Below are 23,584 nucleotides of genomic sequence, written 5' to 3' on the forward strand. Positions count from 1 at the left end.
CCGAGGATTTTGAGTTTGCCCTGGTTTTCTTTCATGAAGCCGGAAGCGGTGACGTTGTCGATGACCACGCCATCGACATCGCCGGAGAGGAGGGCCATGATCGCGCCGCCAAAGTCGTCGAAGGATTTGACGCGGTCTTCGGGGAAGTTCTTCTTGGCGACGATTTCGTTGGTAGTGCCGATCTGGGTGCCGACGAGTTTCTTGGGGTCGGCTTTGAAGCTATCGACGGTGCCCTGTTCGTCGGCGCGGACGAGGAGCACCTGGCCGATGGTGACGTAAGGCTCGGAGAAATCGACGATCTTGGCGCGTTCAGGGGTGATGGTCACGCCGTCGGCGAGCATGTCGTATTCACCGGCCTGCATGGCGGGGAAGATGCCGTCCCAGGCGGCTTCCTTGAACTCGGGCACGCAGTCGAGACGCTTGCAGATTTCGCGAACGGTGTCGTAATCCCAGCCTTCGGGCTTGCCGGTGTCTTTGTTGATGAAGTTGAAAGGCGGGTAGGCGTTTTCCACCGCGACGGTGATGTGCTTGCCGCCCAGGTCGGGGAGTTTAGCCGTGGCGGGAGCTTGGGTAGGTGCCTCAGTAGCGGCTGGCGCTTCGGTGGCCGCCGGCGCCTCGGTGGCAGCGGGGGCTTCCGTAGCCGCAGGGGCCTGGGTGGCCGCAGGTGCTTCTGTGGGTTGAGGCGCGGCCGTGGGGGTGGCTTTGGAGCCGCAGGCGGCTAAAGCCAGCAGGGCTGCCAAAACCAGCAGAGCAAGAAAAACTTTCTTTCGCATGCTTCTCCTCCTGCAATGGGGGTAGGCGCGCGGCGCGCGCCGGAGCGTCTTTGGCGTAATCATACTTTATAATACCCTAAATCGCAGCAATCTTGGCTTTGCTTTTATGCAATTTTTATGAACTTTGGAGGTGGTTGTGGCATCTCAGCGAAAGGTTTGGGTGGTGGTGGCCTCGCAAAATCCGGTGAAGCAAGAGGCCGTGCGGCGAGCGTTTCGGCGGGCTTTCCCGCAGGCGGTGTTGCGGGTGGAGGGCGTGGCGGTGCCTTCGGGGGTTAGCGCCCAGCCCGTGGGCGATGCGGAAACCCGGCGCGGCGCGCGTCAGCGGGCTGAGCGGGCACGGCAAGCGGTGCCCCAGGCCGATTTTTGGGTGGGCCTGGAAGGCGGGGTGGCATGGCAGGGGGAAGATCTCTTTTCCTTCGCGTGGGTGGCTGTGTTGCGTAACGATGGCGTGTGGGGCGAGGCTCGCACGGCGGCTTTTGCCTTGCCGCCGCGGGTGGTGGCTTTCCTGCGAGAGGGATTGGAGTTGGGGGAGGCCGACGACCGTGTGTTTGGCGAGCATAACAGCAAACAGAAAATGGGGGCAGTGGGTTTGCTTACCGACGGCTTGATTGACCGCACGACCTTATATGAACATGCCCTGGTGTTGGCGCTGATTCCTTATGGAGCGCGTTGGCAACAGGCCCAATAATTCGTCGCGCCGATGGCCCAGGCGCGAGTATAATGGGAACATTCTCCAACGCTGTTTTGGCATTGCATCGCCTATGACATCAAAGACTTACATTCCCTGGCGGACGACTTACGACCCGGCTCGTTGGAAGGCAAAGCGCCGCGTTTTGCGTTTCGCACTGCGCACGGTGGGTTTCCCGTTGTTGGCCCGAATGGGCAAGGTGGAAGGCGTGGAGCGCGTGCCTCGCGAGGGCCGAGTCATTTTGATGTTCAATCACATTGCTTTCATTGACCCTATCGCGGTGCTGCACGCCTGCCCGCGCGATGCGGTGCCTATGATGAAGGCCGAGGCGCTGGCTTTTCCTTTTATTGGCTATTTGCCGCGCTGGTGGGGGGTGGTGCCTATTTGGCGCGGTGAAGTCGATTTGCTGGCGATTCGCCAGTCGTTGGCCGTGTTGGAGGCAGAGGAACCACTGTTGATTGCCCCGGAGGGCACCCGCAGCAATAGCCTTTTGCGCGGCAAACTGGGCATGGCCTATCTCGCGGCGCGTGCCCAGGCTCCGGTGGTTCCTGTGGCGGTGGAAGGCACCCAGGGCTTTCCGACGTGGCCGCTTTCTCCCCGTTGGTGGGGTGAGAAGGTGAGTATTCGGTTTGGGCGGCCTTTCCGCTTTACGGTGGCGCGCCGCAACCCCAACCGCCGCCTTTTGCAGCAGATGACCGATGAGGCGATGTACATTTTGGCGGCGATGCTGCCGCCCCATCGGCGGGGTTACTACGCGGACCTTTCCCGCGCGACGCGTCATACCATCCGTTGGCTGGATGAGGACAGCGTTGAGGAACCCCAACCATTGCGCCCCGTGCTAAAATGAGCGGGATGGCACGTATCTTGCACTGCGAGGCGACATGACGATGTCGTGGTTGTACGCTTTTGATGCTTATCTGGTAGCGCTTTCCTGGTCAGGTAGCGCCATAGCCGTGTTATGGTTGGGGGGATTGCTTTATGCCGTTTACCGGCTGCGCCGACATCATCCGCGTTGGCAGAGGGTTCACTGGCTGGCCTTTGTGGTGTTGCTGTTGGCGACGCCACTTTTGACCGCCGTTGTGGTGGGGGGGTATGGGCACGAATTGCCCTTGCCGGTAGCAGCGGCAAAAACCCACTTGATGTTTCTTCCTTTTGCTGCGATAGGGTGGATGTTGGCCGCGGGGCTGTTGGGGGCGCCTGCGGCCTTTGTCATTGCTTTGCTGACCGGCGCACTGATTGGTTTTTGGAGCACGCATTTGCCAACAGAGGCGCTTTCGGAAGCCACGTTGGCGCTGGTGTTTGCGTGGGCGCTATGGCAGCCTTACCGCACCCGGTTTTACCGCTTTTTGCGGCAGCCGTTGGGTGCAGCGGTGGCGGTGGCGTTGTTGTACAGCGTGATTGGCACCATGAATGTGTTGCTGGTGAGTGGCAATACGTTCGCCGAGCAGGTGGATATTGCGCTGACAGCGGCTCCCTGGTTGATGCTCTACAAAGTAGCGCCGTTGCTGGTAGGGGGGCTTGTGGCTCAGGCGGTGGCGCTTTGGCTGCCGCTGCCTTGGGGGTATAGTGGCGAACTTTCGCCTTCACCTTTGGAACGCTCGCTGTTGCGGCAGTTTTCGTTTGTGATGACGTCGGTGATGATAGGTTTGGCTTTGAGCATTTTGGTGGGCAACTGGGTGCTGGCGCGGCGCTCCGCGCGCACGCTCATTCTCAAGCGCCTGGAAAGCACCACCAGCATCGCAGCCCAAAGCATGCCGTTCTTTACCGAAAACGGCGATTTAATCATTCGGAAACTTGCCTCGGACCCTGCGTTGGCTTCCCTTGCCCCAGCGGAAATTCCTGCCTATTTGAGCAATGCCAAAGCCAACAGTTTCTTCTTCGACGCCATTTTGCTGAGCGATGCGCAGGGCAACGTTCTCGCAAGTTACCCCGAGGGGGAGCAGTTGCTCGACAACGAACTTTCCAGCGTGGAATTTTTGGTGAATACCGATGCACCGGTATATCACGACACGGCTTTTTCGCCATCTCGGCAGGAAACGGTGGTCTGTTTTGTGGCGCCGGTAAGCGCCCCCGGACTGACCACCCGCCATCTTTACCTGGTGGGGCGCACGACATTGGCTTCCAACCCTTACAGCGAGCCTATTGTGCAGGGGTTGCGTGCTTTGAAGAACGTGGAAAGCGCCGCGGTGATCGTAGACGCCCGTGGAAGGATCGTCTATGCCACCCGCGACGACCTGGATTGGGTGAAAGACGATCTGCCGCCTTCGCCTGCACCGTTACCTGCTGAAATTGCCGACCCCAGCGGCGAACATTATCTCGTGGAAGTTTCCCAGGCCACCGGCACGACGTGGCGCATCATTGCCATTTCGCCAGTCAGCCGCTTGCAGAGCATCGCGTTGCGTACGGCTTTGCCGCTGACGCTGATGGTGCTGGTGTTGGCGTTAATGGGGATTCTGGTTTCCCGCTCGCTGCTGGTGATGGTGACGGCTTCGTTGCGCAAGTTGAGTGTGGCGGCGGAGCATATTGCGCGCGGCCAGTTGAACCAGCCGCTGGAAATTGACTCGGTGGACGAGGTCGGGCAATTAGGGCAGACTTTCGAATACATGCGCCGCCGTTTGCGCGCCCGCATGGATGAGCTCAGCCGCCTTCTGCACACCAGCCAGCGGGTCGCGGCAACCCTCAAAGTTGACGAGGCTGCTGATGCGGTGCTCAACGCGGTGCTGGTGAGCGGCGCCACCACGGTGCGGATTGCTTTGTCTTCTGAGGCGTTGCCCGACGACCGAGCGAATGACTACCCTATTCGCTTCGGGCGTGGCGTGGCTGCCGAGGCGTATGGCCCTCTGGATGCCCAGTTGCTGAAACTGGTTCAACGGCAGTCGTTGGTGCGCATCAGCAAGCCGGGGCGATCGTATGGTCTGGAATTCCCGCCCGAAGCGCCTGTGCCGCAGGCCGTGTTGGCGGTGGCGTTGCATTATGAGCAGCGGTTTTTGGGTGTGCTTTATGCCTTGTATAATACGCCGCACACCTTCACCGATGAGGAGACCCGCTATATCAGCGCGCTGGGACTTCAGATGGCAATGGCTGCGTATACGGCGCGCCTGTATTACATGGCCGAAGTGCGCCATCAGCGGTTGCTGGCCGTGTTGAATGCCTCGCCTGACCCCATTCTGGTGACCGATAAGCAGGGGCGTCTCATCCTGGCGAACCTGGCAGCGCGTACTCAGTTGCCCATTGCCCCAACGATGAACCGGTTGCTGGAAGAGACCACGACTCACGCGCCCCTGATCGCCTTGCTCCGCCGTCAGAAGACGCCGCCGTTTTCTGAAGAGATTACCATCGGCAATCGGGTGTACTTCGCCACGGTGGCGAGTGTTCAAACCGAAGAGCGGGAAGTGGGGCGGGTTTGCATCTTGCGCGATATTACGCACTTTAAGGAATTGGATGCGCTCAAGTCGGAGTTCGTTTCTACCGTGAGCCACGACTTGCGCGCCCCCTTGACCCTGATGAACGGCTACATCACCATGTTGGGGATGGTGGGCGAACTCAACGAGCGCCAGAGCAGTTATGTCGCCCGCATTCAAAAGAGCATTCAGGCCATGACCGAGATGGTGAACAATCTGCTCGATCTGGGGCGGATAGAAAGCGGCGTGGGGCTGCAACTTCAACTGGTTTCCCCGCTGGATATCATTGACGAGATTATCAAGCGGTGGGAAGCCCACGCGCGGCAGAAAGGCATCACCTTGCGCACCGAGATTCATCCCGACACGCCGCCGCTGGTGGAAGCCGACCCCTTGTTGCTGGGGCGGGTGCTGAATAATTTGGTGGACAATGCCATCAAATACACCCCCACGGGTGGCACGGTGACGGTGCTGGCCCGGCCTTCGGGGGACGACAAGGTGTTGCTGGGCGTCCGCGATACCGGTGTGGGCATTTCTCCCCTGGATCAGCCGCGGTTGTTCGAGAAGTTTTTCCGCATTGTGCGGCGTGGCGGACCGAAAGAGAAGGGCTCAGGGCTTGGGCTGGCGATTGTGAAATCCATTGTGGAGCGTCATCGCGGCCGGGTGTGGGTGGAAAGCCAACTGGGCGAGGGAAGCACCTTTTTCGTGGAACTCCCCCTGCGCCAGCCGCATAACAAGTAAGCGGTTGGCATCGCCTCGGTTTGTGGGGGCTTGCCGCGTTTTAGGCCGAGCGGAGCATCCTTTGGCTGCAGCCCTCGCTGGCATTTGCGCTTCTGCTCCCAACGTGCTTATCCGAGATTCAGGCAAAAAAGCGCCCGTGGCCAAAGCCAGCGGGCGCTTTTTTGTTCTATGGGGGAATTTAGTCGCTTGCGGGGGGCAGTGTTTCTGCCGGGGTTTCTTCTTCCGTCGCCGGGCCGGCCAGCGGCATATTGGCGAGGGGGCTTTCGGCGGGGGGGGCTTCCTCGTGCCCGTCGCCTTCCACGGCTTCGGTTTGGGGTGTGTCTTCGTCTTCCGCAAACTGCATCACCTTGGTAAACCGCTCGGGCGAGAAGCCCGTGCCCGCTGGGATGAGTTTGCCGATGATGACGTTTTCTTTCAGCCCGACGAGTGGATCCTCCTTGCCGGCAATGGCGGCTTCGGCCAGCACGCGGATGGTGTGCTGGAAGGAGGCCGCAGAGAGGAAGGAATCGGTGTTGAGGGCGGCCTTGGTGATGCCGAGCAATACTTCCTTGAATTTGGCTGGCCGTTTGCCTTCGGCTCGCAGTTTTTCGTTCAGGTGCAGCAGGCGAATCCGGCTGACCAGGTCACCGGGCAGGTAGCCGCTATCACCGGGGTAGGTGATCTTGACCCGTGACAGCATCTGCCGGATGATGATTTCAAAGTGCTTGTCGTGGATGTTTTGGCCTTGCGAGCGGTACACTTGCTGCACTTCAGAGAGCAGGTAGAGCTGCGCGGCTTCCCGCCCCTGGATGCGGAGGATTTTGTGGGGGTTGAGGGAGCCTTCGGTGATCGGTTGACCGGCTTCTACATGCTCGCCGTCTTTGACCACCAGGCGGGCGGCGCTGGGGATTTCGGTCTCCACTACCTCTTTTTCTTCGTGCGAAACGATGACTTTGCGGCCTTCCACCCGCACGCGCCCGGCTTTCTGAGCGGTAATTTTTTCGCCGTCGGGGCCGGTTGCCAGCACGGCGCCTTCCTTCACCTCGCTGCCGTCTTCGGCCACGATTTCAAAGCCCTCGGGGATGAGGTAAGGCTCGTGCACCATTTCGCTGTGCTCGATGCGCGCCAGGCGTTGGTCGGCGTAGCGTTCCGATTCCACGATGTGGAGTGTGCCGCTGATTTCGGCCACCACCGCTTCGCCCTTGGGGGTTTTGCGGGCTTCGAAGATTTCTTCCACACGGGGGAGACCGGTGGTGATGTCGCTTTCCGAAGCCACACCGCCGGTGTGGAAGGTGCGGAGGGTCAACTGGGTGCCCGGCTCGCCGATGGATTGGGCGGCGATGATGCCTACCGCGGTGCCGACTTCCACCAGGTGGCCGCGCCCCAGGTCCATACCGTAGCATTTGGCGCATACGCCGTGAGGGGCCTGGCAGGTGAGGGGTGAGCGTACTTTGACTTCCTCAATGCCTGCTGCAAGGATGCGGTTGACATGACGGCGCTCGATGATTTCGCCCTTTTCGACGATTACTTCGCCGGTTTCAGGGTCGAGGATGTTTTCCGCAGCCACCCGCGACCAGATGCGCTGTTCCATGCTCTGGTTGCCCACCTTGTCGGTGCGGCGGATGGTGAGGTATTCTTCGGTGCCGCAGTCTTCGGTGGTGACGATGACATCTTGCACGACGTCGACCAGGCGACGGGTGAGGTAGCCGGCGTCGGCGGTGCGGAGCGCGGTGTCGGCCAGGCCTTTGCGGGAGCCGTGGGTGGAAATGAAGTATTCGAGCGTGGTCAGCCCTTCGCGGAAGTTGGAACGCACCGGCAACGGAATGATGCGCCCTGACGGGTCGGCCATCATGCCGCGCATCCCGGCCAGCTGGGAAAGCGTGCCGTAGCCGCCTTTCGTAGCCCCGGAAAGGGCCATCACGGCCAAGTCGTTGATGGGGTCGAGTTCTTTCTTGACCAGTTCGCGCACGGCTTCGGTGGTGCGCTGCCAGATTTCGATGATTTGTTCGTCTTTTTCTTGTTCGGTGAGCAAGCCGCGGCGGTAAGCCCGTTCCACGGCATCGACTTCTTCATGGGCTTCGGCGATCAGAGTCTCTTTGTCTTTCGGCACGTTGATGTCGCCGATGGCCATGCTTACGCCCGAGCGGGTGGCGTAGGCGAAGCCGATGTCTTTGACTTTGTCGGCGACGTCAACGGTGACTTCCTCCCCGCCTACTTCGTAGACCATCGCCATCACTTCTTTGATGCCGCCTTTGTCGAGCAGGCGGTTGATGAAGCGCAGCGAGTCGGGCAGAATGCGGTTGAAGAGCACGCGCCCCACGGTGGTCTCGATGACGCGGGTTTCGGGTTTTTCCATGCGCACGCCGTTGTCGTTGTACCAGGTGGTGGTGCGCAGCCGAATTTTGGCATGGATGTGGACCTGTTTCAGGTTGTAAGCCAGTTCGACCTCATCCATGCTGCCGAAGACCATGCCATCGCCCTTGAGGGAGCGGGGTTCTTCCATGGTGAGGTAGTAGACGCCCAGCACCATGTCTTTGGAGGGGCTGATGATAGGCTCGCCGTCGGCCGGTTTGAGCAGGTTGCGGGAAGAGAGCATCAGTTCGCGGGCTTCCTGCACGGCCTTGTTGGAAAGCGGCACGTGCACGGCCATCTGGTCGCCGTCGAAGTCGGCGTTGAAGGCGGTGCACACCAGGGGGTGGAGTTGGATGGCCTGCCCTTCGATGAGCACCGGCTCGAAGGCCTGGATGCTCAGGCGGTGCAGGGTGGGGGCGCGGTTGAGCATCACCGGCCGTTCTTTGATGACCTCTTCCAGCACTTCCCACACTTCAGGGCGGTTGCGCTCGATGAGGCGCTTGGCGCCTTTGATGTTGGTGGTGTAGTTGTGCTGCACCAGGCGGGCAATGACGAAGGGACGGTAGAGTTCCAGCGCCATGGTCTTGGGCAGGCCGCACTGGTGCAGTTTGAGGCGCGGCCCTACCACGATGACCGAGCGGCCAGAGTAGTCGACGCGTTTGCCCAGCAGGTTGCGGCGGAAGCGGCCTTTTTTGCCTTTCAGCATGTCGCTGAGCGATTTGAGTTCGCGCCGTCCGCGACGGGAAAGCGCCTTACCGCGCTGGGAATTATCGATGAGCGAGTCGACGGCTTCCTGCAGCATGCGCTTTTCGTTGCGCACGATGACGTCGGGCGCGCCGAGTTCTAGCAGCCGCTTGAGGCGGTTGTTGCGGTTGATGACGCGGCGGTAGAGGTCGTTCAGGTCGCTGGTGGCGAAACGGCCGCCGTCGAGTTGCACCATCGGCCGCAGGTCGGGCGGAATGACCGGCAGGATGGTGAGGATCATCCACTCAGGCCGGTTGCCAGAGCGGCGGAAGGCCTCGACGATTTTCAGCCGTTTGATGGCCTTCTTGCGCTTTTGCTTGCTTTTGGTGGTGCGGATTTCACGCCACAGTTCTTCGGAGAGTTTGTCGAGGTCGAGGCGGCGCAAAATGTCCAGGAAGGCCTCTGCGCCCATGTCGGCGCGGAAGACGCTGCCCCAGCGAGATTTGAGTTCGCGGTAGCGGGCTTCGCTGAGGAAGGTGAGGGGGCGCAGGTCGGTGAGTTCATCCCGCAGGGCGGCCTGTTCGCTGTTCTGGGAAGTCTTTTGCTCATCCAGTTCGGCGTGGAGGGCCTGGATTTTCTCCGCAGTGCTCTGGCGCAGTTGTTGGATTTCGGTGTCTAATCGCGCCAGTTCGGCCTGCCGCTCGGTTTTCAGTTGGGCTTCGATGTGTTCAAGGGTGGCTTTGACAATGTCTTGCACGGTGGCGAGGTGCTGGTTGGTCACCGTTTCGCCGGCTTTTACCACTACCTGGTCGGTCGCGCCAAAGCGAATGTCTTTAGGGGCCACTTTGCCAAGCAACGCGGTCAGGTCGCTTTCCAACCGTTGGCCTTCTTTGAGGGCAGGCTCCAGTTGGGCGGCTACCTTTTCGTTGTATTCGGTCAGCAGGGATTGTTTGAGGGCTTCCAGTTTTTCGATTTGCTGGTCTCGTTGCACGTTCAGTTCGGCGATGCGAGCATTGATGCGATTGGTGAGGTCGCGGGTGCTCTCACCGAGTTCGTTTTTCAGGCGTTGGAGGGCGCGCTCGCGGGCGTCTTCGTCGACGTAGGTCACGACGTATTGGGCGAAGTAAAGCACGCGCTCAAGGTTGCGGCGGGAAATGTCCAGCAGCAGGCCCATGAACGAAGGCACGCGACGGGTGTACCAGATGTGGGCAACCGGCGCGGCCAGCGTGATATGCCCCATGCGTTCCCGCCGCACGCTGGATTTGGTGACTTCGACGCCGCATTTATCGCACGTGATGCCGGCATAGCGTTTGTTGCGGTATTTGCCGCAGGCGCATTGCCAATCGCGCGTGGGCCCGAAGATGACTTCACAGAAGAGGCCGTCTTTTTCAGGGCGCAAGCGGCGGTAGTTGATGGTTTCCGGCTTGCGAACCTCGCCATAAGACCAGCTGAGAATGGTTTCGGGGGACGCCAAACGGATACGTAGGGCAAGCAAATCTTTTGTTTCCACGCAATAGCCTCCTGAATCAGAGCGGCGAGCAAAGCATTGCGGCCAATTGGCCCCCTGGTGCGCGTTGCTCTGGTTTTTTGTGTGTTTACCTGCTGCATAGACACACAAAAGCAAGCGTCCTGAGATTTTTCTTTCTCAAGCGCTCGCTCAGCGTCTTTGCTCCGCTTTTCTTTCGCATGTTGGGCTACATTATAACAAAGGCGTGAGAGGGGGGCAAGGGCTGGCGCGTTTTTTGCCACGAAACCATGATAGAAAAGCCTCGTAACGCGCCCCACGAACCCGTGTTGTTGTATATAATGGAGCCGGCGCCGGGTGTGTTTGCAGGAAGGCGCGGCGCTTGCAATTTTTATCCCTTACCGAGGAGTGCGTTCATGGAAGCGACTTCTAAACCCCCCAGTTTGTGGCAATTGATGAAGCGCAAGGAAGTGTTTGGATGGACGATGTATGACTGGGCGAACTCGGCCTTCCCCATGATTATGATGTCGTCTATCTTGCCGATTTATTATTACAAGGTGGCGGGCAAAACGTTGCCCGGCAACCACGCGACGGTGTATTGGGCCTATACCACCGCGGCGGCGCTGCTGATTGTCGCGCTCATCAGCCCCATTGTGGGGGCAATGGCCGATTTCAGCGGCGCGAAGAAAAAATACCTCACTGGTTTTGCCCTGGTGGGCATTCTTGGTTCGGCTTTGCTTTATGGGGTGTATACCGGTGAGTGGCTGAAGGCTTCTCTTTTCTTTATCATCGGAAATGTGGGTTTTGCAGGGGCCAACGTGTTTTACGATGGGCTGTTGCCCCATGTGGCTGCAGAGAATGAGCGTGATATGGTTTCGGCAGCGGGTTACGCTATGGGGTATTTGGGGGGTGGCCTGTTGCTGGCGATTTGTCTGGGTTTGATCATGACCGCTCCCGAAGCCAAGGTTGGCTTTTTCACCCGTTTGTCTTTTTTGCTCACTGCGCTCTGGTGGCTGGTGTTCATGGTGCCCTTGTGGCTGTGGGTGCCGGAGCCTAAGCGTCGGGTGTTGGCGAATGAAGTTAATATGAACCCTGTCCAGGCGGGGTTCAGCCGGCTGCTCACCACGTTTCACAAGGTGCGCCGTTACAACGAACTGTGGAAGTTTTTGCTGGCATTCTGGCTGTATAACGATGGTATTGGCACGATTATCAAAATGGCGACCATTTACGGTACTGAAATTGGCATCAATTCCAATACGCTGATTGAAACTTTGTTGATGATTCAGTTTGTCGGCATTCCGTTCTCATTTTTCTTTGGGTGGCTGGCGGGCAAAATCGGCACCAAGCGCACCATCTACATCACGCTGGGCATTTACGCGCTGATTTCCATCGGCGGGTATTTCATGCGAACGGCGCTCCATTTTTGGATTTTGGGCTTTGCCGTGGCAATGGTGCAGGGTGGTTCGCAGGCGTTGAGCCGCTCGTTGTTTAGCCAGATGGTGCCCAAGAGCCAGTCGGCAGAGTTCTTCGGCTTCTTCAGCGTGAGTGCGAAGTTCGCTGGCATTTTGGGGCCGTTGGTTTTCGGCGTGGTCGGCGAATTGATGGGCAGCAGCCGGTTGAGCATTGTTTCTATCGTCATTTTCTTCATCCTGGGCGGTTACTTGCTCACTCGGGTTGATGAAAAAGAAGGCATGCGTGTGGCGCGGGAAGAGGAAATGCTGATCGAGCAGGAAGCCGTGGCGTAATTGCCCCCGGGGCTTGAAGTAAACGCAAAGGGCGTGGCCTGCAGACCACGCCCTTTTGGCTTTGAGGCATCAAGGCATCATGCCAGTTCCACGATTTCGCCGGTGGCGGTGAAGACAGTGCGCTCGCAGATGTTAGTGACGCGGTCGGCCAGGCGTTCCACATTGTGGGCTGCCCACAGCAGGTAATTGGCCTGGTCGATGGTTTTGGGGTCTTGGAGCATGAAGGTCATCAGTTCGCGGTAAATCTGGTTGTAGAGGGCATCCACTTCGTCATCGCGTTGGGGAATGGCGCGCGCGGCCTCGGCGTCGTCGTTGCTGAAGGCTGCCAGGGACTGCCGCAGCATGTCGGTGGCGATTTCGGCCATGCGGGGCAGGTCGATGAGCGGCTTGAGCAGGGGCTTGTCGCCCATCAGAATGTTGATTTTGGCAATGCCTTTGGCGTAATCGCCCATGCGCTCCAGTTCTCCGGCGATATCCAAGATGGAAGCCAGCAGGCGCAGGTCGTGGGCAAGGGGTTGCTGCGTGGCGATGACGATGAGGGTAGCGCGCTCGATTTCAAAGCGCAGGGCATTGATTTCGCTATCTGCGGCCATGATTTGGCGCGCTTTTTCAATGTCGCGATGTTTAAGTGCCTCGATCGCGGCCAGCATGGCTTCCCCGACCATCTGGCCCAGTTTGAGCACCTGCCCTTTCAGGTTTTTGAGTTCGGTTTCCAACACGGTGCGGGGCATGTTCCCTCCTTTTTGGGGGTTATCCGAAGCGGCCGGTGATGTAGTCTTCGGTGAGTTTCTCTTTCGGGTTGGTGAAGACGTCTACCGTCGGCCCAAATTCGACCAGATAGCCGGCGCGGTCGCTATCCATGCTCAGGAAGGCCGTGAAATCAGAGATGCGCGCGGCTTGCTGCATGTTGTGGGTCACGATGACGATGGTGTAGTTTTCTTTGAGTTGCTGGATGAGGTCTTCGATGGTGAGCGTTGCCATTGGGTCGAGTGCGGAAGTGGGCTCGTCCATCAAAATGACTTCTGGCTCCATCGCGATGGCGCGGGCAATGCAAAGGCGCTGTTGCTGCCCACCGGAAAGCGCCATGCCCGACTGGCCGAGGTTGTCTTTCACTTGTTCCCACAACGCGGCCGCGCGCAGGCTTTGCTCGACGAGTTCGTCCAGCACCGCTTTCTTGCGCAGCCCCAGCAGCCGAGGCCCAAAAGCGACATTGTCGTACACGCTCATGGGGAAGGGGTTGGGGCGTTGGAACACCATCCCCACCCGGCGGCGGATGTCCACCACATCTTGCCCCGCGGCGTAAATGTTTTCGCCGTCCAGCAGCACTTCGCCTTCCACACGCGCCCCGGGGATGAGGTCGTTCATGCGGTTGAGGGCGCGCAAAAGGGTTGATTTGCCGCACCCTGAAGGGCCGATGATGGCCAGCACACGGTTTTCGTAAACGGGCAGGTCAATTTCCTTGATCGCCCGGCTGGTTTTGTAATAAACCGACAGGTGGCGAATTTCCATTTTGAGGGCGCTGGCGGTCGATGCGGCGCGTGTGGGTTCGGTGATGTTGAGCTGAGGTTGCATGGGGCCTTCCTCCGAGGGGGGAATCATGGTGGCGGGTGTGGCCTTTAGCCGAAGAGTTTACGGCGGCGGTAGGCCATCCAGGCCCGAGCCACGATGTTGAGGCCGAGCACGAAAAGCATGAGCACAAAGGCCACGGCCCAGGCCTGGTGCACGCGTTCCTGGTAGGGCTGTTGGGCGTATTTCCACAGGGTAAGGGGCAGGGCATCGGCGGGTTGAGCGAAGATGGTGCTGATGATTTTGCCGACGCTCTGGTGATAGCGAATGCCGTCGGAGATGATTTTGCCGATTTCGTAGTTGTCGTTGCCGAGGGCGGTGAAGAGCAAGGGGGCCGTTTCACCCACCGCGCGGGCGATGCCCAACATCACGCCTGTGATGATGCCTTCCGCAGCAGCGGGCAAGACGACTTTGAGCGCGGCCAGCCATTCCGGCGCGCCCATGGCCAGCGCGCCTTCCCGCATTTCGGTTGGCACCAGTTTGAGCATCTCTTCGGCCGAGCGGAGCACCACCGGCAGCATGATGATGGCGAGCACAATGCCGCCTGCGAAAGCCGAGAAGTGCTTTTGCACGGCGACGATGACGGCGTAGCCAAACAGGCCGATGACGATGGAGGGTGTGCCTGCCAGCATGTCGGTGCTGAAGCGCAGCGCGTGGGCAATGGCGGTGTGCGGGCGGGCCAGCAGGTAAAATGCCGCCAGCAGCGCCAGCGGAATGGCAATCACGGAAGCCAGCAACACCATCACCGCGCTGCCCTCGATGGCGTGCAGCACCCCACCCCCGCTCATGCCCATGGGCGCCGGCAGGTGGATGAAGAAATCGAGGTTGAGGTATTTGCCGCCTTGCAGCAGCACGTACGCGGTAATCCACACCAATGGCACCACCGCCAGGGCGACTGTCAGGCCGGTGAGGGTGAGCATGATTTTGTTGGTGATTTTGCGGCGGCGGTAATTGCGGTGCAGGTCGATGTGTTCGTAAATGCTTTGACTCATGGCGACCTCGTCGGGACCTTCACGCTCGTTTGATGGTGCGGTTGACCACCAGCCAGCGGGCAAAGGCGTTCAGTAGCAGTGTGATGGCAAACAGCACCAGCCCGATTTCCATCAGCGCCGAGGTGTGCATTTCGCTCACGGCTTCGGCAAATTCGTTGGCAATGATGCTTGCCATGGTGTAGCCGGGTTTGAGAATGGAATATCCCCCGCCCGCGCTGTTGCCGATGACCATTGTCACGGCCATAGTCTCGCCAATCGCGCGGCCAAAGCCCAGGATGATGGCCCCTAAAATGCCGCTTTGCCCGTAAGGCAGCAGCACTTTCCAGACGGTTTCCCACTGGGTTGCCCCCAGCGACATGGCGGCTTCGCGCTGGCTGCGAGGGATGGCCTGCAGCACATCGCGGCTGACGGCGGCAATGGTGGGCAGAATCATGATGACCAGCACCAGCGCGGCCCCCAAACGGGTAAAGCCGGAAGCCGGTATTGGTCCTTGGAAGAAAATGCCGATGCCGGGCAGGCTTCCCAACGGTTCCAGGGCTTTACCGACCGGCACGACCACCAGCGGCAGAAAAACATAAATGCCCCACAGCCCGTACACCACGCTGGGAATGGCCGCCAGCATTTCGACCATGTAGTTCAGCGGGGCGCGCAGCCAGATGGGGGCAAGTTCCGAGAGGAAAATGGCGATGCCAAGCGCCAGGGGAACGGCCAGCACCAGCGCGATGGCCGCGGTGATGAGCGAGCCGTAAATGGCAGGCCATGCCTGGAATTTGTCTAAGGCCGGGTTCCAGACTGGTTTGACCCACGGCCAGATGAAATCCCAGCCAAAAGCGTGGCGTGAAGGCGCTGACTGCGCCCACAACTGCCAGGCAATCCATACCACCAGCCCAACGATGAGGAAGGCTGAGAGGAAGAGGAGCGTCCACCAAAGGACGTCGCCGTGTTGGAAGTAGTAAACCAGGCGGTGTCGCCACGAGCGATGGGGAGCATTCATGGGCAAGACCCCTCTTGCAACGTGGAGGTTGAAATTTTTTGCTGGTTTCGGAAAAACGCGAGGAACGGCGTTTGCGGAGCACTCAAAGTGCGAAACGGTGGAAGACGGATTGCCCGAAACCGGGGTTATTTTACCGGCCTTTGGGTGAAACGCGGCGTGGGGAGGTTAAGTTTTGGTTAACGGTGGGTCATTCGGCCAGGGCGGCGATGAGTTCGCGGCAAAAAGCAGGAATATCGGCCACCACGCGGCCCCAAACATGATTGCCATCGCGGAAGGCAGGGGCATCGATCCATTCAGCGCCCGCGTTGACCATATCGTCGCGGATGCCGCGCGAGCCAGTGGCTTTGCGCCCTTTGAGCACACCGGCAGAGGCGAGCACCCACCCGCCGTGGCAGATGCTGGCGATGATCTTGCCCTGGGCTTCCAGGGCGCGCACTAAATCGAGCACGGCGTCGAAGCGGCGCAGTTTGTCCGGCCCCCAACCGCCGGGCACCACCAGACCGTCCAGGGTGTTGGCATCCACTTCGGCAGCGGCGACGTCCGGCCGGGCTTCCAGGCAGTGCTTGCCGTGGAAGACATCTTGCCTGCCCGTGCCGATGATGATCACTTCGGCACCTTCTTCGCGCAGGCGCATCACCGGTACCCAAAATTCCAGGTCTTCGAAGCCTTCTTCCACGAGAACGCCCACACGTTTGCCTTGGAGTTTCATGGTTGCCTCCTTATGTTTGGCTTTGTCTGTTGTTCAAGAGTGAGGGGAAAGCCGCGGCCGCAGGCGCGGCGTGGAAAGGGAAATCTCAGCGTGCAGGAGGGCGGGTTTACGCGCCCGCAATTTTGCTCAGGAAGTGCGAGGCCAGGCTGAGGAAGATGAAGAAGCCGCTGGAATCGGTGACGGCAGTGACGAGAATGGACGAAGCCAGTGCGGGGTCAACGCCGATAGCTTCCAGCCCCAATGGCACGAGCACGCCAACCATCGAGCCAACGCTCAGGTTGCCCACCAGCGCCAGCGCTAACACCAGGCTGAGGTAGAGGTTGCCGCGCCAGAAATAGACACCCACGCCGACCACGGTGCCCACCAGGATGCCCAACATCAGGCCGGTGATGAATTGCTTCCAAAGCACTCGCACCAGGGCTTTCGGGGAAAGTTTGCCCAGGGCAATGGCGCGCACCGTCATTGCCACGTTCTGGCTGGCGGTATTGCCGCCTTGCCCGGCGACCACCGATTGGAAGAGCGCCAGCACGGCGGCCTGGGCGATGATGTCTTCGAAGCGGCTGATGACCCACGAGGCGAATAGCGAGGTCAGGGTGTTGAGGTAGAGCCACGGCAGGCGGCCTTTCAACTGTTCGAGTACGGGGCTGCCGGGGTCGATGTCTTCATCCGACACGCTGGCAAGGTGATAGATGTCTTCGGTGGCTTCTTCTTCCAAAACGTCGACGATGTCGTCGTAGGTGATGACGCCGACCAGGCGGCGCTGGGCATCGACAACGGGCAGCGCGGCCAGGTCGTATTTTGCCATCAGGCGGGCGGCTTCTTCCTGGTCGGCCCCGGCGGTCACGAAAATTACTTCCGGGTCCATGATGGCTTCCATCACGGTGTCGGGCGGGGCGGCGAGCAGGTCCCGCAGGTCGACCACGCCGACCAGGCGGCGTTCTTTGTCTACTACATAGAGGTAGAAGGGGATTTCGGTGCGGTCGCTGACGTGGCGCAGGAAATCAATGGCCTGGGCTGCGGTGGTGTGGCGGCGCAGGGCAATGTAACTTGTGGTCATCAGGCCGCCGGCAGTTTCGTCGGGGTACACCAGCAAGGGGCGCACCTCGTCGGCGTCTTCCATTTCGGCGAGGGCTTCGCGAGCCTGTTCGGGCGGCAGGTCGCCTAACAGGTCGGCGGCCTCGTCCGGCTCCATTTCGTCCAGCACGTCGGCCAGCCGCTCGGTGGGGATTTCTTCCGCGGCTTCGGCGGCCTCTTCGTCGTCCAGTTCTTCCAGCAGGTCGGCGATGGTGGCAATGTCCAGATGGGCCAACAGCGTGCGTTGGGCCTCGGTGTCCAGTTCCTGGAACAGGTCGGCGCGGTCGGCCGGGTGCAGTGTGAGCAGGATGGCGATGGCATCTTGCACGCGGCCTTCTTCCAGCGCGTTGATGATGCGTTGTTTCTGGATTTCGAGGTTATGGGTGACGATTTTCATCATGAGGGCCTTGGGCGGGGAATTAATTCAGGAATCAATACACGAATTCGCGGATGTCGTAGCGGCTGATGAGAGGTTTGCTCTTGCCAAAGCGCAGGCCTGCCCGGATGGCGTTTTCCTGCTCGACACATTCTTCGTGGGTGAGGGGCTGCAGGTTGGCCGCCGCGGCATCGCGAGCGTAGGGCATGTCGTCGGTGATGACCAGTTCAGAGAAATAAATGATGTCGCGATGATCTAACGGCATGGCGTTGATGAGGGCGATGGTGTCGCGCACGTGGGCTTTGGCGTAAAAGTGTCCCCCCGCGCCAATGAGCACAATCACGCCCACGGCCACCCCGCCGGCTTTCATGGCCTTGACGGTGTGGAGGACGTCTTCCGGCTCGCCGGGTTTGTGCAGAAAGCGCAGCAGGGGCGCGTGCCCGCTTTCCATGCCGATGTAAACCCGCTTCAGGCCGAGGGTTGCCAGACGGGCGTAGTCGTCGGGTGTTTTCTTCTCGCCGCTGAAGCCATCCAGGAAGGCGTAAATGCCGCCCCACGCGCCGCGGTGGGTTTTCAAGTGGTTGGCCGCCCGCTCGCTTTGTCGTCCAATGCTGCCCCATGGGGCGGGGAAGACCTCGTTGGCGATTTCCATCAGCGGCACCAGGCGTTTCATGGGCACGACCAGGGCGTTGGCGTCGCCCAAAAAGATGCCCTGCCGCAGGTAAATGCCCTCGCCGAGGAAATCTTTGACGGCCTCGGCGTGTTGGCGGAATTCCTCGGGTGGCTTGATGCGGAAGGGCCGGTCGCGATAGAAGGTGCAGAAGGTGCAGGTGTTGAACGAGCAGCCCAACGTGGCCTGAAGCACGATGGCGCTGTATTGGTCGGGCGGGAGGATGCCAATGGGCAGGTAAATCTGGCGGTAACGGTTGGCGTCGGCGCGCGATTTTTCCTCATCCCACGCGAGGGCGCGCTGGAAGAGGGTGTGCCCCAATGGCGGTAGTTCAGCATTACCGCGCAGCGCCCCGTTTTGGATGTCGGCGTAAACGGCCTGAAGGAGCGCCCGCCCGCGGGCTTCGATTTTCAGCGCCTCTTCTTGCGAAAGCCAGCGGCGTTCCCGCCGACCGTGGGCGCGCCACTTGGCTAACATGCGTCCATTCAGCGCGCGCCGATAGACTGTGCCCTGGGTAATGAACGTCCGCGGCCTGCCGCCGCCTTCGTAGGCCGCGGTGAGCAGGTGGTCTTCCCATATCGTGCTGACGGTCAGACTGCGCTCACGTTCGCGCACGCTGATTTTGATTTGATGGTTGTGCCATTGACCTAAGATAACCATAAGGCTATTGTACCCTGAGAGGCTCGCGAAGTGGTAGAATAACCCAACCTGGATTTGGCTGCTTTAGGAGAGACGATGGACTTTGTGGTGGGACTGTGGGCGTCGCCTGTTGTAAAGAAAGTCGTTTTTTCTTTGGCCGCGGTTCTTTTTGCATGGGGGGGAAAGCGGTTGTTGGCGCGATTGGTCGAGCGTCGGGCGCAGGGGGAGCATACGCGAAAGTTTGTCATCCGTAAACTTATGGGGTATGGGGTTGACGCCTTTTTGCTGCTGGTGATTTTTGTGATTTGGGCGCAGCCCATTTTGGCCGATTTGTCGGTGACGATTGGTATTTTGGGCGCGGGGCTGGCGTTTGCTTTCCAGGAGCTGATAGGTTCTTTTGCCGGGTGGATTACCGTGTTGACGGCTCAACCTTTTGGCATTGGGGACCGCATTGAAATTGGTGGCGTGAAGGGCGATGTGGTCGATATTGGGCCGCTGTTTGTCAAAATTTTGGAAATCCGCAACTGGTTGGATTACGATTACCCCACCGGGCGGGTGGTTTCGATTGCCAATTCGGCAATTTTTGACAAACCGGTTTTCAATTACACTTACAGTTTCCCCTTTATTTGGGATCAGATTGCCGTGCCGGTGACTTACGACTCGAACTGGCGGTTGGCTGCCAAAATGATGCGCGAAGTGGTGGAGCAACACGCTCAGTATCAACGCCTGTTGGTTGAGGCGAAAGAGGCCTTGCACCGCGCCCGCCAGCGTTTTGCCATTGAGAAAATGACGCTGGATGCGCAGGTTTTTGTGAGGTTGACGGATAATTGGATTGAACTGACTTTGGTTTACCCGGTAGAGGCTGTGTATCGTCCGGCCATGAATAGCGAAATCAGCACCGCGATTTTGACGCTTTTCGAGCAAACGCCGGATATTACAGTGGCTTCTGAAACGATTGATGTGGTGCATGTTGGGCAGGTAGATGGTTTCAAAGAAAATGGTCAAGGTTGATTTTCACGTTCACACCCGTTTCTCGCCCGATAGCCTGACTTCGCTGGAGGCCGCGCTCCGTGCTGCCCGACGACGGGGGCTGGCGCGGCTGGTCATTACCGACCACAACACCATTGCCGGGGCTCTGGAAGCCCGCCGCCTGGCCCCTGATTTCGTCATTGTGGGTGAAGAGGTGATGACCACCGAGGGCGAACTGCTGGCGTATTTTCTTGAAGAGGAAGTGCCGGCTGGCCTGCCGCCTGAGGAAGCCCTTGCCCGGCTGCGGGCGCAGGGGGCGTTTGTGGCCGCAGCGCATCCTTTCGATGCGCGCCGCAAAGGGCACTGGTCGCTCGCGGCGCTGGAGCGCATTGCCCCTTTGCTCGACGCGGTGGAAGGGTTCAACGCCCGCTGCTTTTCGGCGCGGGCCAACCAGCGGGCGGCGCGCTTTGCTGCCGAACACGGCTTGCTGGTGGTCGCTGGGTCGGATGCTCACACCGCCGCGGAAATCGGCCGTGGGGCGATGCTCCTCCCCGACTTTGAGCCTGCTGCCGCGGGGTTGCGGGCAGCTTTGCGGGAAGGCCGTGTGGTGGGGGCGGCTTCCCCGCCGTGGGTGGTGCTGGCTTCCCGCTATGCCAAATGGCGCGGGCGGATGGAGGGACGATGACGACGCAAAGGCCGTTGCACGATGCCGTGGCGCGACCAGGCGCAGCGCACGCAACCGAAGCGGCCCGCGGGGTTCATCCCTCGGGGGTTGAGCGGCTTTATGGCTGGCTGACCATTGTCATTGGGGCAGAAGTGGCCGCGGTGCAGGTGTTGGCGTTTTTGGGGTGGTTTACGGCGTGGCGGGCGCTGGCGTTGGGGGGCGTTCTGGCGGTGGCGCTTGGCAAAGCCTATTTTGCCGAGCCATTGCCGGAAGATGCGCCAAAGTTCCACTGGCCGAAGCCCTTGACGGTGGCGGCGTGGTTCGCAGCGGCCGTGGCCGCGGTGCTGGTGTTGGAGCCTTTGTTGATCTGGCCGCGCACGGTGCTGGGTGGTTCGCTGTTGTGGGATGTGATCTGGTATCACCTTCCCAAAGCCATTGACCTGGTGCAGCGCGGCACGATGTGGAACCTGGCCCTGCCTTATGGGCAATATCCCTTGGGATGGGAGGGATTGGCTGCGGTTTTGATGGGGCTGTTCCACACGGCTGCGGTGTTGGGCCCTCTCACCGCGTTGACGGTGTTTTGGGCGGGGGTGGGCATGTGGGCGTTGCTGCGGCGAGAAGCCGGTTGGCCGGATGCTGCGGCTGCTCTGACCGCAGCCGGCGTGTGGTTGGGGGGCGAATTGGTGCAACATTTCAACCCCTGGGTGTTGTTGTTCTTCGTGCCGCACTACAATGTGGGGAAAAACGATATCTTCGCTGCCGCGGCAGTGCTGGCGGCCTGGTATCATTTACCGTTGGGGTTTGGTGAGCGCCAACCTCGCTGGCACAAAACGGGTGTGGCTTTGAGCGCGCTGGTGGCTTTCGCAACCAAACCTTATGCGGCCGCCGCGGTGGTGTTGTTGGTCGTGCTGGCCTGGTGGCTTTCCCCTGAGGCGCGCCCACGCTGGCGAAAACACGACGTGGCTTACCTCGGCCTGGCTTTGGTGGGGTTGCTGTGGCTCGTCCGTAACCTGGTGTTGCTGCATCAGCCCACCACGGTGGGTGGAACGTTGTGGAAGCAGGTGGTGCTGCGTTATGTCGTCACCCCTGATTTCTGGCATCCGGTGCCCAAAAAGTTTGTGTTTATGGTGTTGGCGTCTGCTGTTGCGCTGGTGTGGGGGTGGCGGCAGCGGAAGGCGCGGCCAGGCGCATGGGGCTTCGTGGCGGTGTTCCTGCTTTTCTGGGTGACCCCGGCAAGCGCCCGCTATCTCGACGCCTCGCATCAGGCGATTGCCGATTGGCGTTTTGGCTTTGCTTCCCTGTATTTGTTGCCGGTGGTGTTGGGCGTATGGGCTTCTGCTGTGGTGCGGCGCTGGTCTGTGCCGTGGCTGGTGCGGCCCGAGGTGGCCTGGCTTGGGGCGGCGCTGCTGGTGTTGGGCGCGTTGTGGGTTGGCTGGCAAGAGCGCGCCCAATTGCGGTACTTCCCACCTAACGCCCGCGTATTGGAAGACCCTTACGAGCACCCGGTGGGGGTGGATGGGTATCGTAGTGTGTTCGACTACATCCATCGCGAGGTGCGCCACGCGGTCATTCAGGTGGAAAACGTCCCCTTTTATTATGTGTATGACCCGCAATATACGGACTTCCCTGTGAAGCCCAAGGCTTACCCCGGTGGAAAGCCGGAAGCGGTGCCGCAGCCTGTGCCGGACCATTACCTCGCCTGCCGCAGTGCCTGGCGCTCCTGGTGGCCGCGGCGCCCCTGGCCCGCTCGCGTGGAAACGCTGCTTTCCCGCGGGTGGAAGGTGCTGTATCGCGACCAGGAATGTGTTTTGCTCGCCAGGTGAAGGTGGCCCCAAATTCGTGCGCGTATTTTGATGACGGTGGTGCTATGGATGCTTTCAATCGCTTTCTCGACGACCTTTCTGAGTTCTTTGCTGAGCGCAAGGGCTTGCTGGTGATGTTGGGCATGGGGCTGGTGGTGCTCAACTTTGTTTTCCAGTTTGTGCCGGGGTGGGTGGGCGCGACGAATCTCTTTTTGCACCTGGGCGTGTTGACGGCGTTGCTGGGCATCTTGCTCGCCTGGGCGCTCTGATCCACCACGCGACTCCCCGACTAACCCATGCTTTTGGTCTTCAACAAGCCCTACGGTGTGCTTCCGGCGTTTACCGACGAGGAAGGCCGCCCCACCCTGGCCGGGTATATTCCCGTACCCGGCGTGTACCCTGCCGGACGGCTGGATTTGCGTTCCGAAGGGCTGTTGGTGCTCACTGACGAAGGTGCAGTTGCGCATCGGCTGACCCACCCGCGCTACAAACTGCCCAAAACCTACTGGGTGCAGGTGGAAGGTGTTCCGACCGAAACGCAATTGCAGGCGCTGCGGGAAGGCGTGGTGGTCAAAGGCCGCCGCACTTTGCCTGCGCAGGTGAGCATCATTCCCGATCCTGGCCTGCCGCCCCGCCCCAAGCCGGTCACGCCCCACGGCCCGACCACGTGGCTGCAAATTGTGCTGCGGGAAGGCAAAAAGCGCCAGGTGCGGCACATGACCGCCGCGGTGGGGCTGCCCACGTTACGGCTTTTCCGCTGGTCTGTGGGTCCTCTCACCGCCGCGGGCCTGCGCCCCGGCCAGTGGCGTTACCTGACCCCGCGCGAAGAACGCACGCTGAAACGAGCGTTGAAGATGAGGGAATAGCGAATTGCGAATGAAGAATTGCGATTTAGGATTTGCGATTCGCCTTGTCACGTCCTGAAATACGTTTACACAAAAACTTTCCCTCTCCCTATCAAAGTGACCCGAATATATGGGCTGGAGTAGCGTATCCCAAGGAGAGGTGAGGTCGTTCAAAGTTGTAAAGATGCACGGCTTGCGCCACGGTTTCAATGGCCTGGCTTGTGCTTGGAAACAAACTACCCAGAAGATACTCGGTCTTGAGGATGCCGTTCACCCGTTCCGCCAGAGCATTGTCGTAGGTGTTGCCTACAGCGCCCGTGCGAGGGTGGCGTTTCCGTATCTCTCGCACCAAGGCGAGAATCAGTTGGGCTTCGGCTTCCTTCCGCAGGTCTCGCTTCCGGGCCTGGTAATAGGCCTGAGGCGTGACCCCAAACCATTGGCAGGCCTGGTAAGTCGGCA

Annotated in this window: 19 protein-coding genes; 9 read left to right on the forward strand and 10 right to left on the reverse strand. The window is 60.1% G+C overall.

Annotated features, from left to right (window positions below; all coding sequences use genetic code 11):
- Positions 1-773 (reverse strand): transporter substrate-binding domain-containing protein (locus ENJ54_05170; protein HFC09227.1); only part of this gene is annotated, 773 nt, incomplete at its 3' end.
- 124 nt (positions 774-897) lie between these two features.
- On the opposite strand from ENJ54_05170, the gene yjjX reads away from it, so the two are divergent.
- Genes yjjX through ENJ54_05185 form a run of 3 tightly spaced genes read left to right on the forward strand, consistent with a single transcriptional unit; the run spans position 898 to position 5,600 of the window.
- A complete protein-coding gene (gene yjjX / locus ENJ54_05175; GenBank protein ID HFC09228.1) occupies positions 898-1,461 on the forward strand; it encodes a non-canonical purine NTP phosphatase in 564 nt (187 codons plus the stop codon).
- Complete coding sequence (locus tag ENJ54_05180; GenBank protein HFC09229.1) at positions 1,433-2,308, forward strand: 1-acyl-sn-glycerol-3-phosphate acyltransferase; 876 nt, start codon at positions 1,433-1,435, stop codon at positions 2,306-2,308. Before yjjX ends, ENJ54_05180 begins: the two co-directional genes overlap by 29 nt.
- Positions 2,309-2,342: 34 nt before the next feature.
- Positions 2,343-5,600, forward strand: coding sequence for a HAMP domain-containing protein (locus tag ENJ54_05185; GenBank protein ID HFC09230.1), 3,258 nt, complete (start codon positions 2,343-2,345; stop codon positions 5,598-5,600).
- A gap of 178 nt (positions 5,601-5,778) precedes the next feature.
- Here the strand turns inward: ENJ54_05185 and rpoC are convergent, their stop codons facing one another.
- Positions 5,779-10,125, reverse strand: a complete 4,347-nt coding sequence (gene rpoC / locus ENJ54_05190) for a DNA-directed RNA polymerase subunit beta' (GenBank protein ID HFC09231.1) — start codon at positions 10,123-10,125, stop codon at positions 5,779-5,781.
- Between the two features lie 371 nt (positions 10,126-10,496).
- On the opposite strand from rpoC, the gene ENJ54_05195 reads away from it, so the two are divergent.
- Complete coding sequence (locus ENJ54_05195; protein HFC09232.1) at positions 10,497-11,825, forward strand: MFS transporter; 1,329 nt, start codon at positions 10,497-10,499, stop codon at positions 11,823-11,825.
- A 77-nt stretch (positions 11,826-11,902) separates the two neighbouring features.
- Here the strand turns inward: ENJ54_05195 and phoU are convergent, their stop codons facing one another.
- The 7 genes from phoU to ENJ54_05230 all read right to left on the reverse strand — a co-directional run bounded on the left by phoU (position 11,903) and on the right by ENJ54_05230 (position 18,866).
- On the reverse strand, positions 11,903-12,556 hold the full coding sequence (gene phoU, locus ENJ54_05200; protein ID HFC09233.1) for a phosphate signaling complex protein PhoU: 654 nt from the start codon (positions 12,554-12,556) through the stop codon (positions 11,903-11,905).
- Positions 12,557-12,575: 19 nt separating this feature from the next.
- Positions 12,576-13,397 (reverse strand): phosphate ABC transporter ATP-binding protein, encoded by an 822-nt coding sequence (pstB, locus tag ENJ54_05205; GenBank protein ID HFC09234.1) that lies wholly within the window; start codon positions 13,395-13,397, stop codon positions 12,576-12,578.
- Positions 13,398-13,441: 44 nt separating this feature from the next.
- On the reverse strand, positions 13,442-14,383 hold the full coding sequence (gene pstA, locus ENJ54_05210; GenBank protein ID HFC09235.1) for a phosphate ABC transporter permease PstA: 942 nt from the start codon (positions 14,381-14,383) through the stop codon (positions 13,442-13,444).
- 19 nt (positions 14,384-14,402) lie between these two features.
- On the reverse strand, positions 14,403-15,377 hold the full coding sequence (gene pstC, locus ENJ54_05215) for a phosphate ABC transporter permease subunit PstC (GenBank protein HFC09236.1): 975 nt from the start codon (positions 15,375-15,377) through the stop codon (positions 14,403-14,405).
- Positions 15,378-15,564: 187 nt separating this feature from the next.
- A complete protein-coding gene (locus tag ENJ54_05220; protein ID HFC09237.1) occupies positions 15,565-16,086 on the reverse strand; it encodes a type 1 glutamine amidotransferase in 522 nt (173 codons plus the stop codon).
- A gap of 106 nt (positions 16,087-16,192) precedes the next feature.
- Positions 16,193-17,560, reverse strand: a complete 1,368-nt coding sequence (gene mgtE / locus ENJ54_05225; protein HFC09238.1) for a magnesium transporter — start codon at positions 17,558-17,560, stop codon at positions 16,193-16,195.
- Between the two features lie 31 nt (positions 17,561-17,591).
- Positions 17,592-18,866, reverse strand: coding sequence for a radical SAM protein (locus ENJ54_05230; GenBank protein HFC09239.1), 1,275 nt, complete (start codon positions 18,864-18,866; stop codon positions 17,592-17,594).
- A gap of 54 nt (positions 18,867-18,920) precedes the next feature.
- Between ENJ54_05230 and ENJ54_05235 the strand changes: the two genes are divergently transcribed.
- Genes ENJ54_05235 through ENJ54_05255 form a run of 5 tightly spaced genes read left to right on the forward strand, consistent with a single transcriptional unit; the run spans position 18,921 to position 23,146 of the window.
- On the forward strand, positions 18,921-19,856 hold the full coding sequence (locus ENJ54_05235) for a mechanosensitive ion channel (protein ID HFC09240.1): 936 nt from the start codon (positions 18,921-18,923) through the stop codon (positions 19,854-19,856).
- Positions 19,828-20,499, forward strand: a complete 672-nt coding sequence (locus tag ENJ54_05240) for a PHP domain-containing protein (GenBank protein HFC09241.1) — start codon at positions 19,828-19,830, stop codon at positions 20,497-20,499. The genes ENJ54_05235 and ENJ54_05240 overlap by 29 nt, the downstream gene beginning before the upstream one ends.
- A complete protein-coding gene (locus tag ENJ54_05245; GenBank protein ID HFC09242.1) occupies positions 20,496-22,301 on the forward strand; it encodes a hypothetical protein in 1,806 nt (601 codons plus the stop codon). Before ENJ54_05240 ends, ENJ54_05245 begins: the two co-directional genes overlap by 4 nt.
- Before the next feature lie 44 nt (positions 22,302-22,345).
- Positions 22,346-22,549, forward strand: a complete 204-nt coding sequence (locus ENJ54_05250; GenBank protein HFC09243.1) for a hypothetical protein — start codon at positions 22,346-22,348, stop codon at positions 22,547-22,549.
- 27 nt (positions 22,550-22,576) lie between these two features.
- Entirely contained in the window at positions 22,577-23,146 is a 570-nt protein-coding gene (locus ENJ54_05255; GenBank protein HFC09244.1) for a pseudouridine synthase, read from the forward strand.
- A 91-nt stretch (positions 23,147-23,237) separates the two neighbouring features.
- Here the strand turns inward: ENJ54_05255 and ENJ54_05260 are convergent.
- A partial coding sequence (locus ENJ54_05260; GenBank protein HFC09245.1) for a transposase occupies positions 23,238-23,584 on the reverse strand: 347 nt, incomplete at its 5' end.

The organism is Chloroflexota bacterium (genome assembly GCA_011322445.1).
Classification (GTDB): domain Bacteria; phylum Chloroflexota; class Anaerolineae; order Anaerolineales; family DRMV01; genus DRMV01.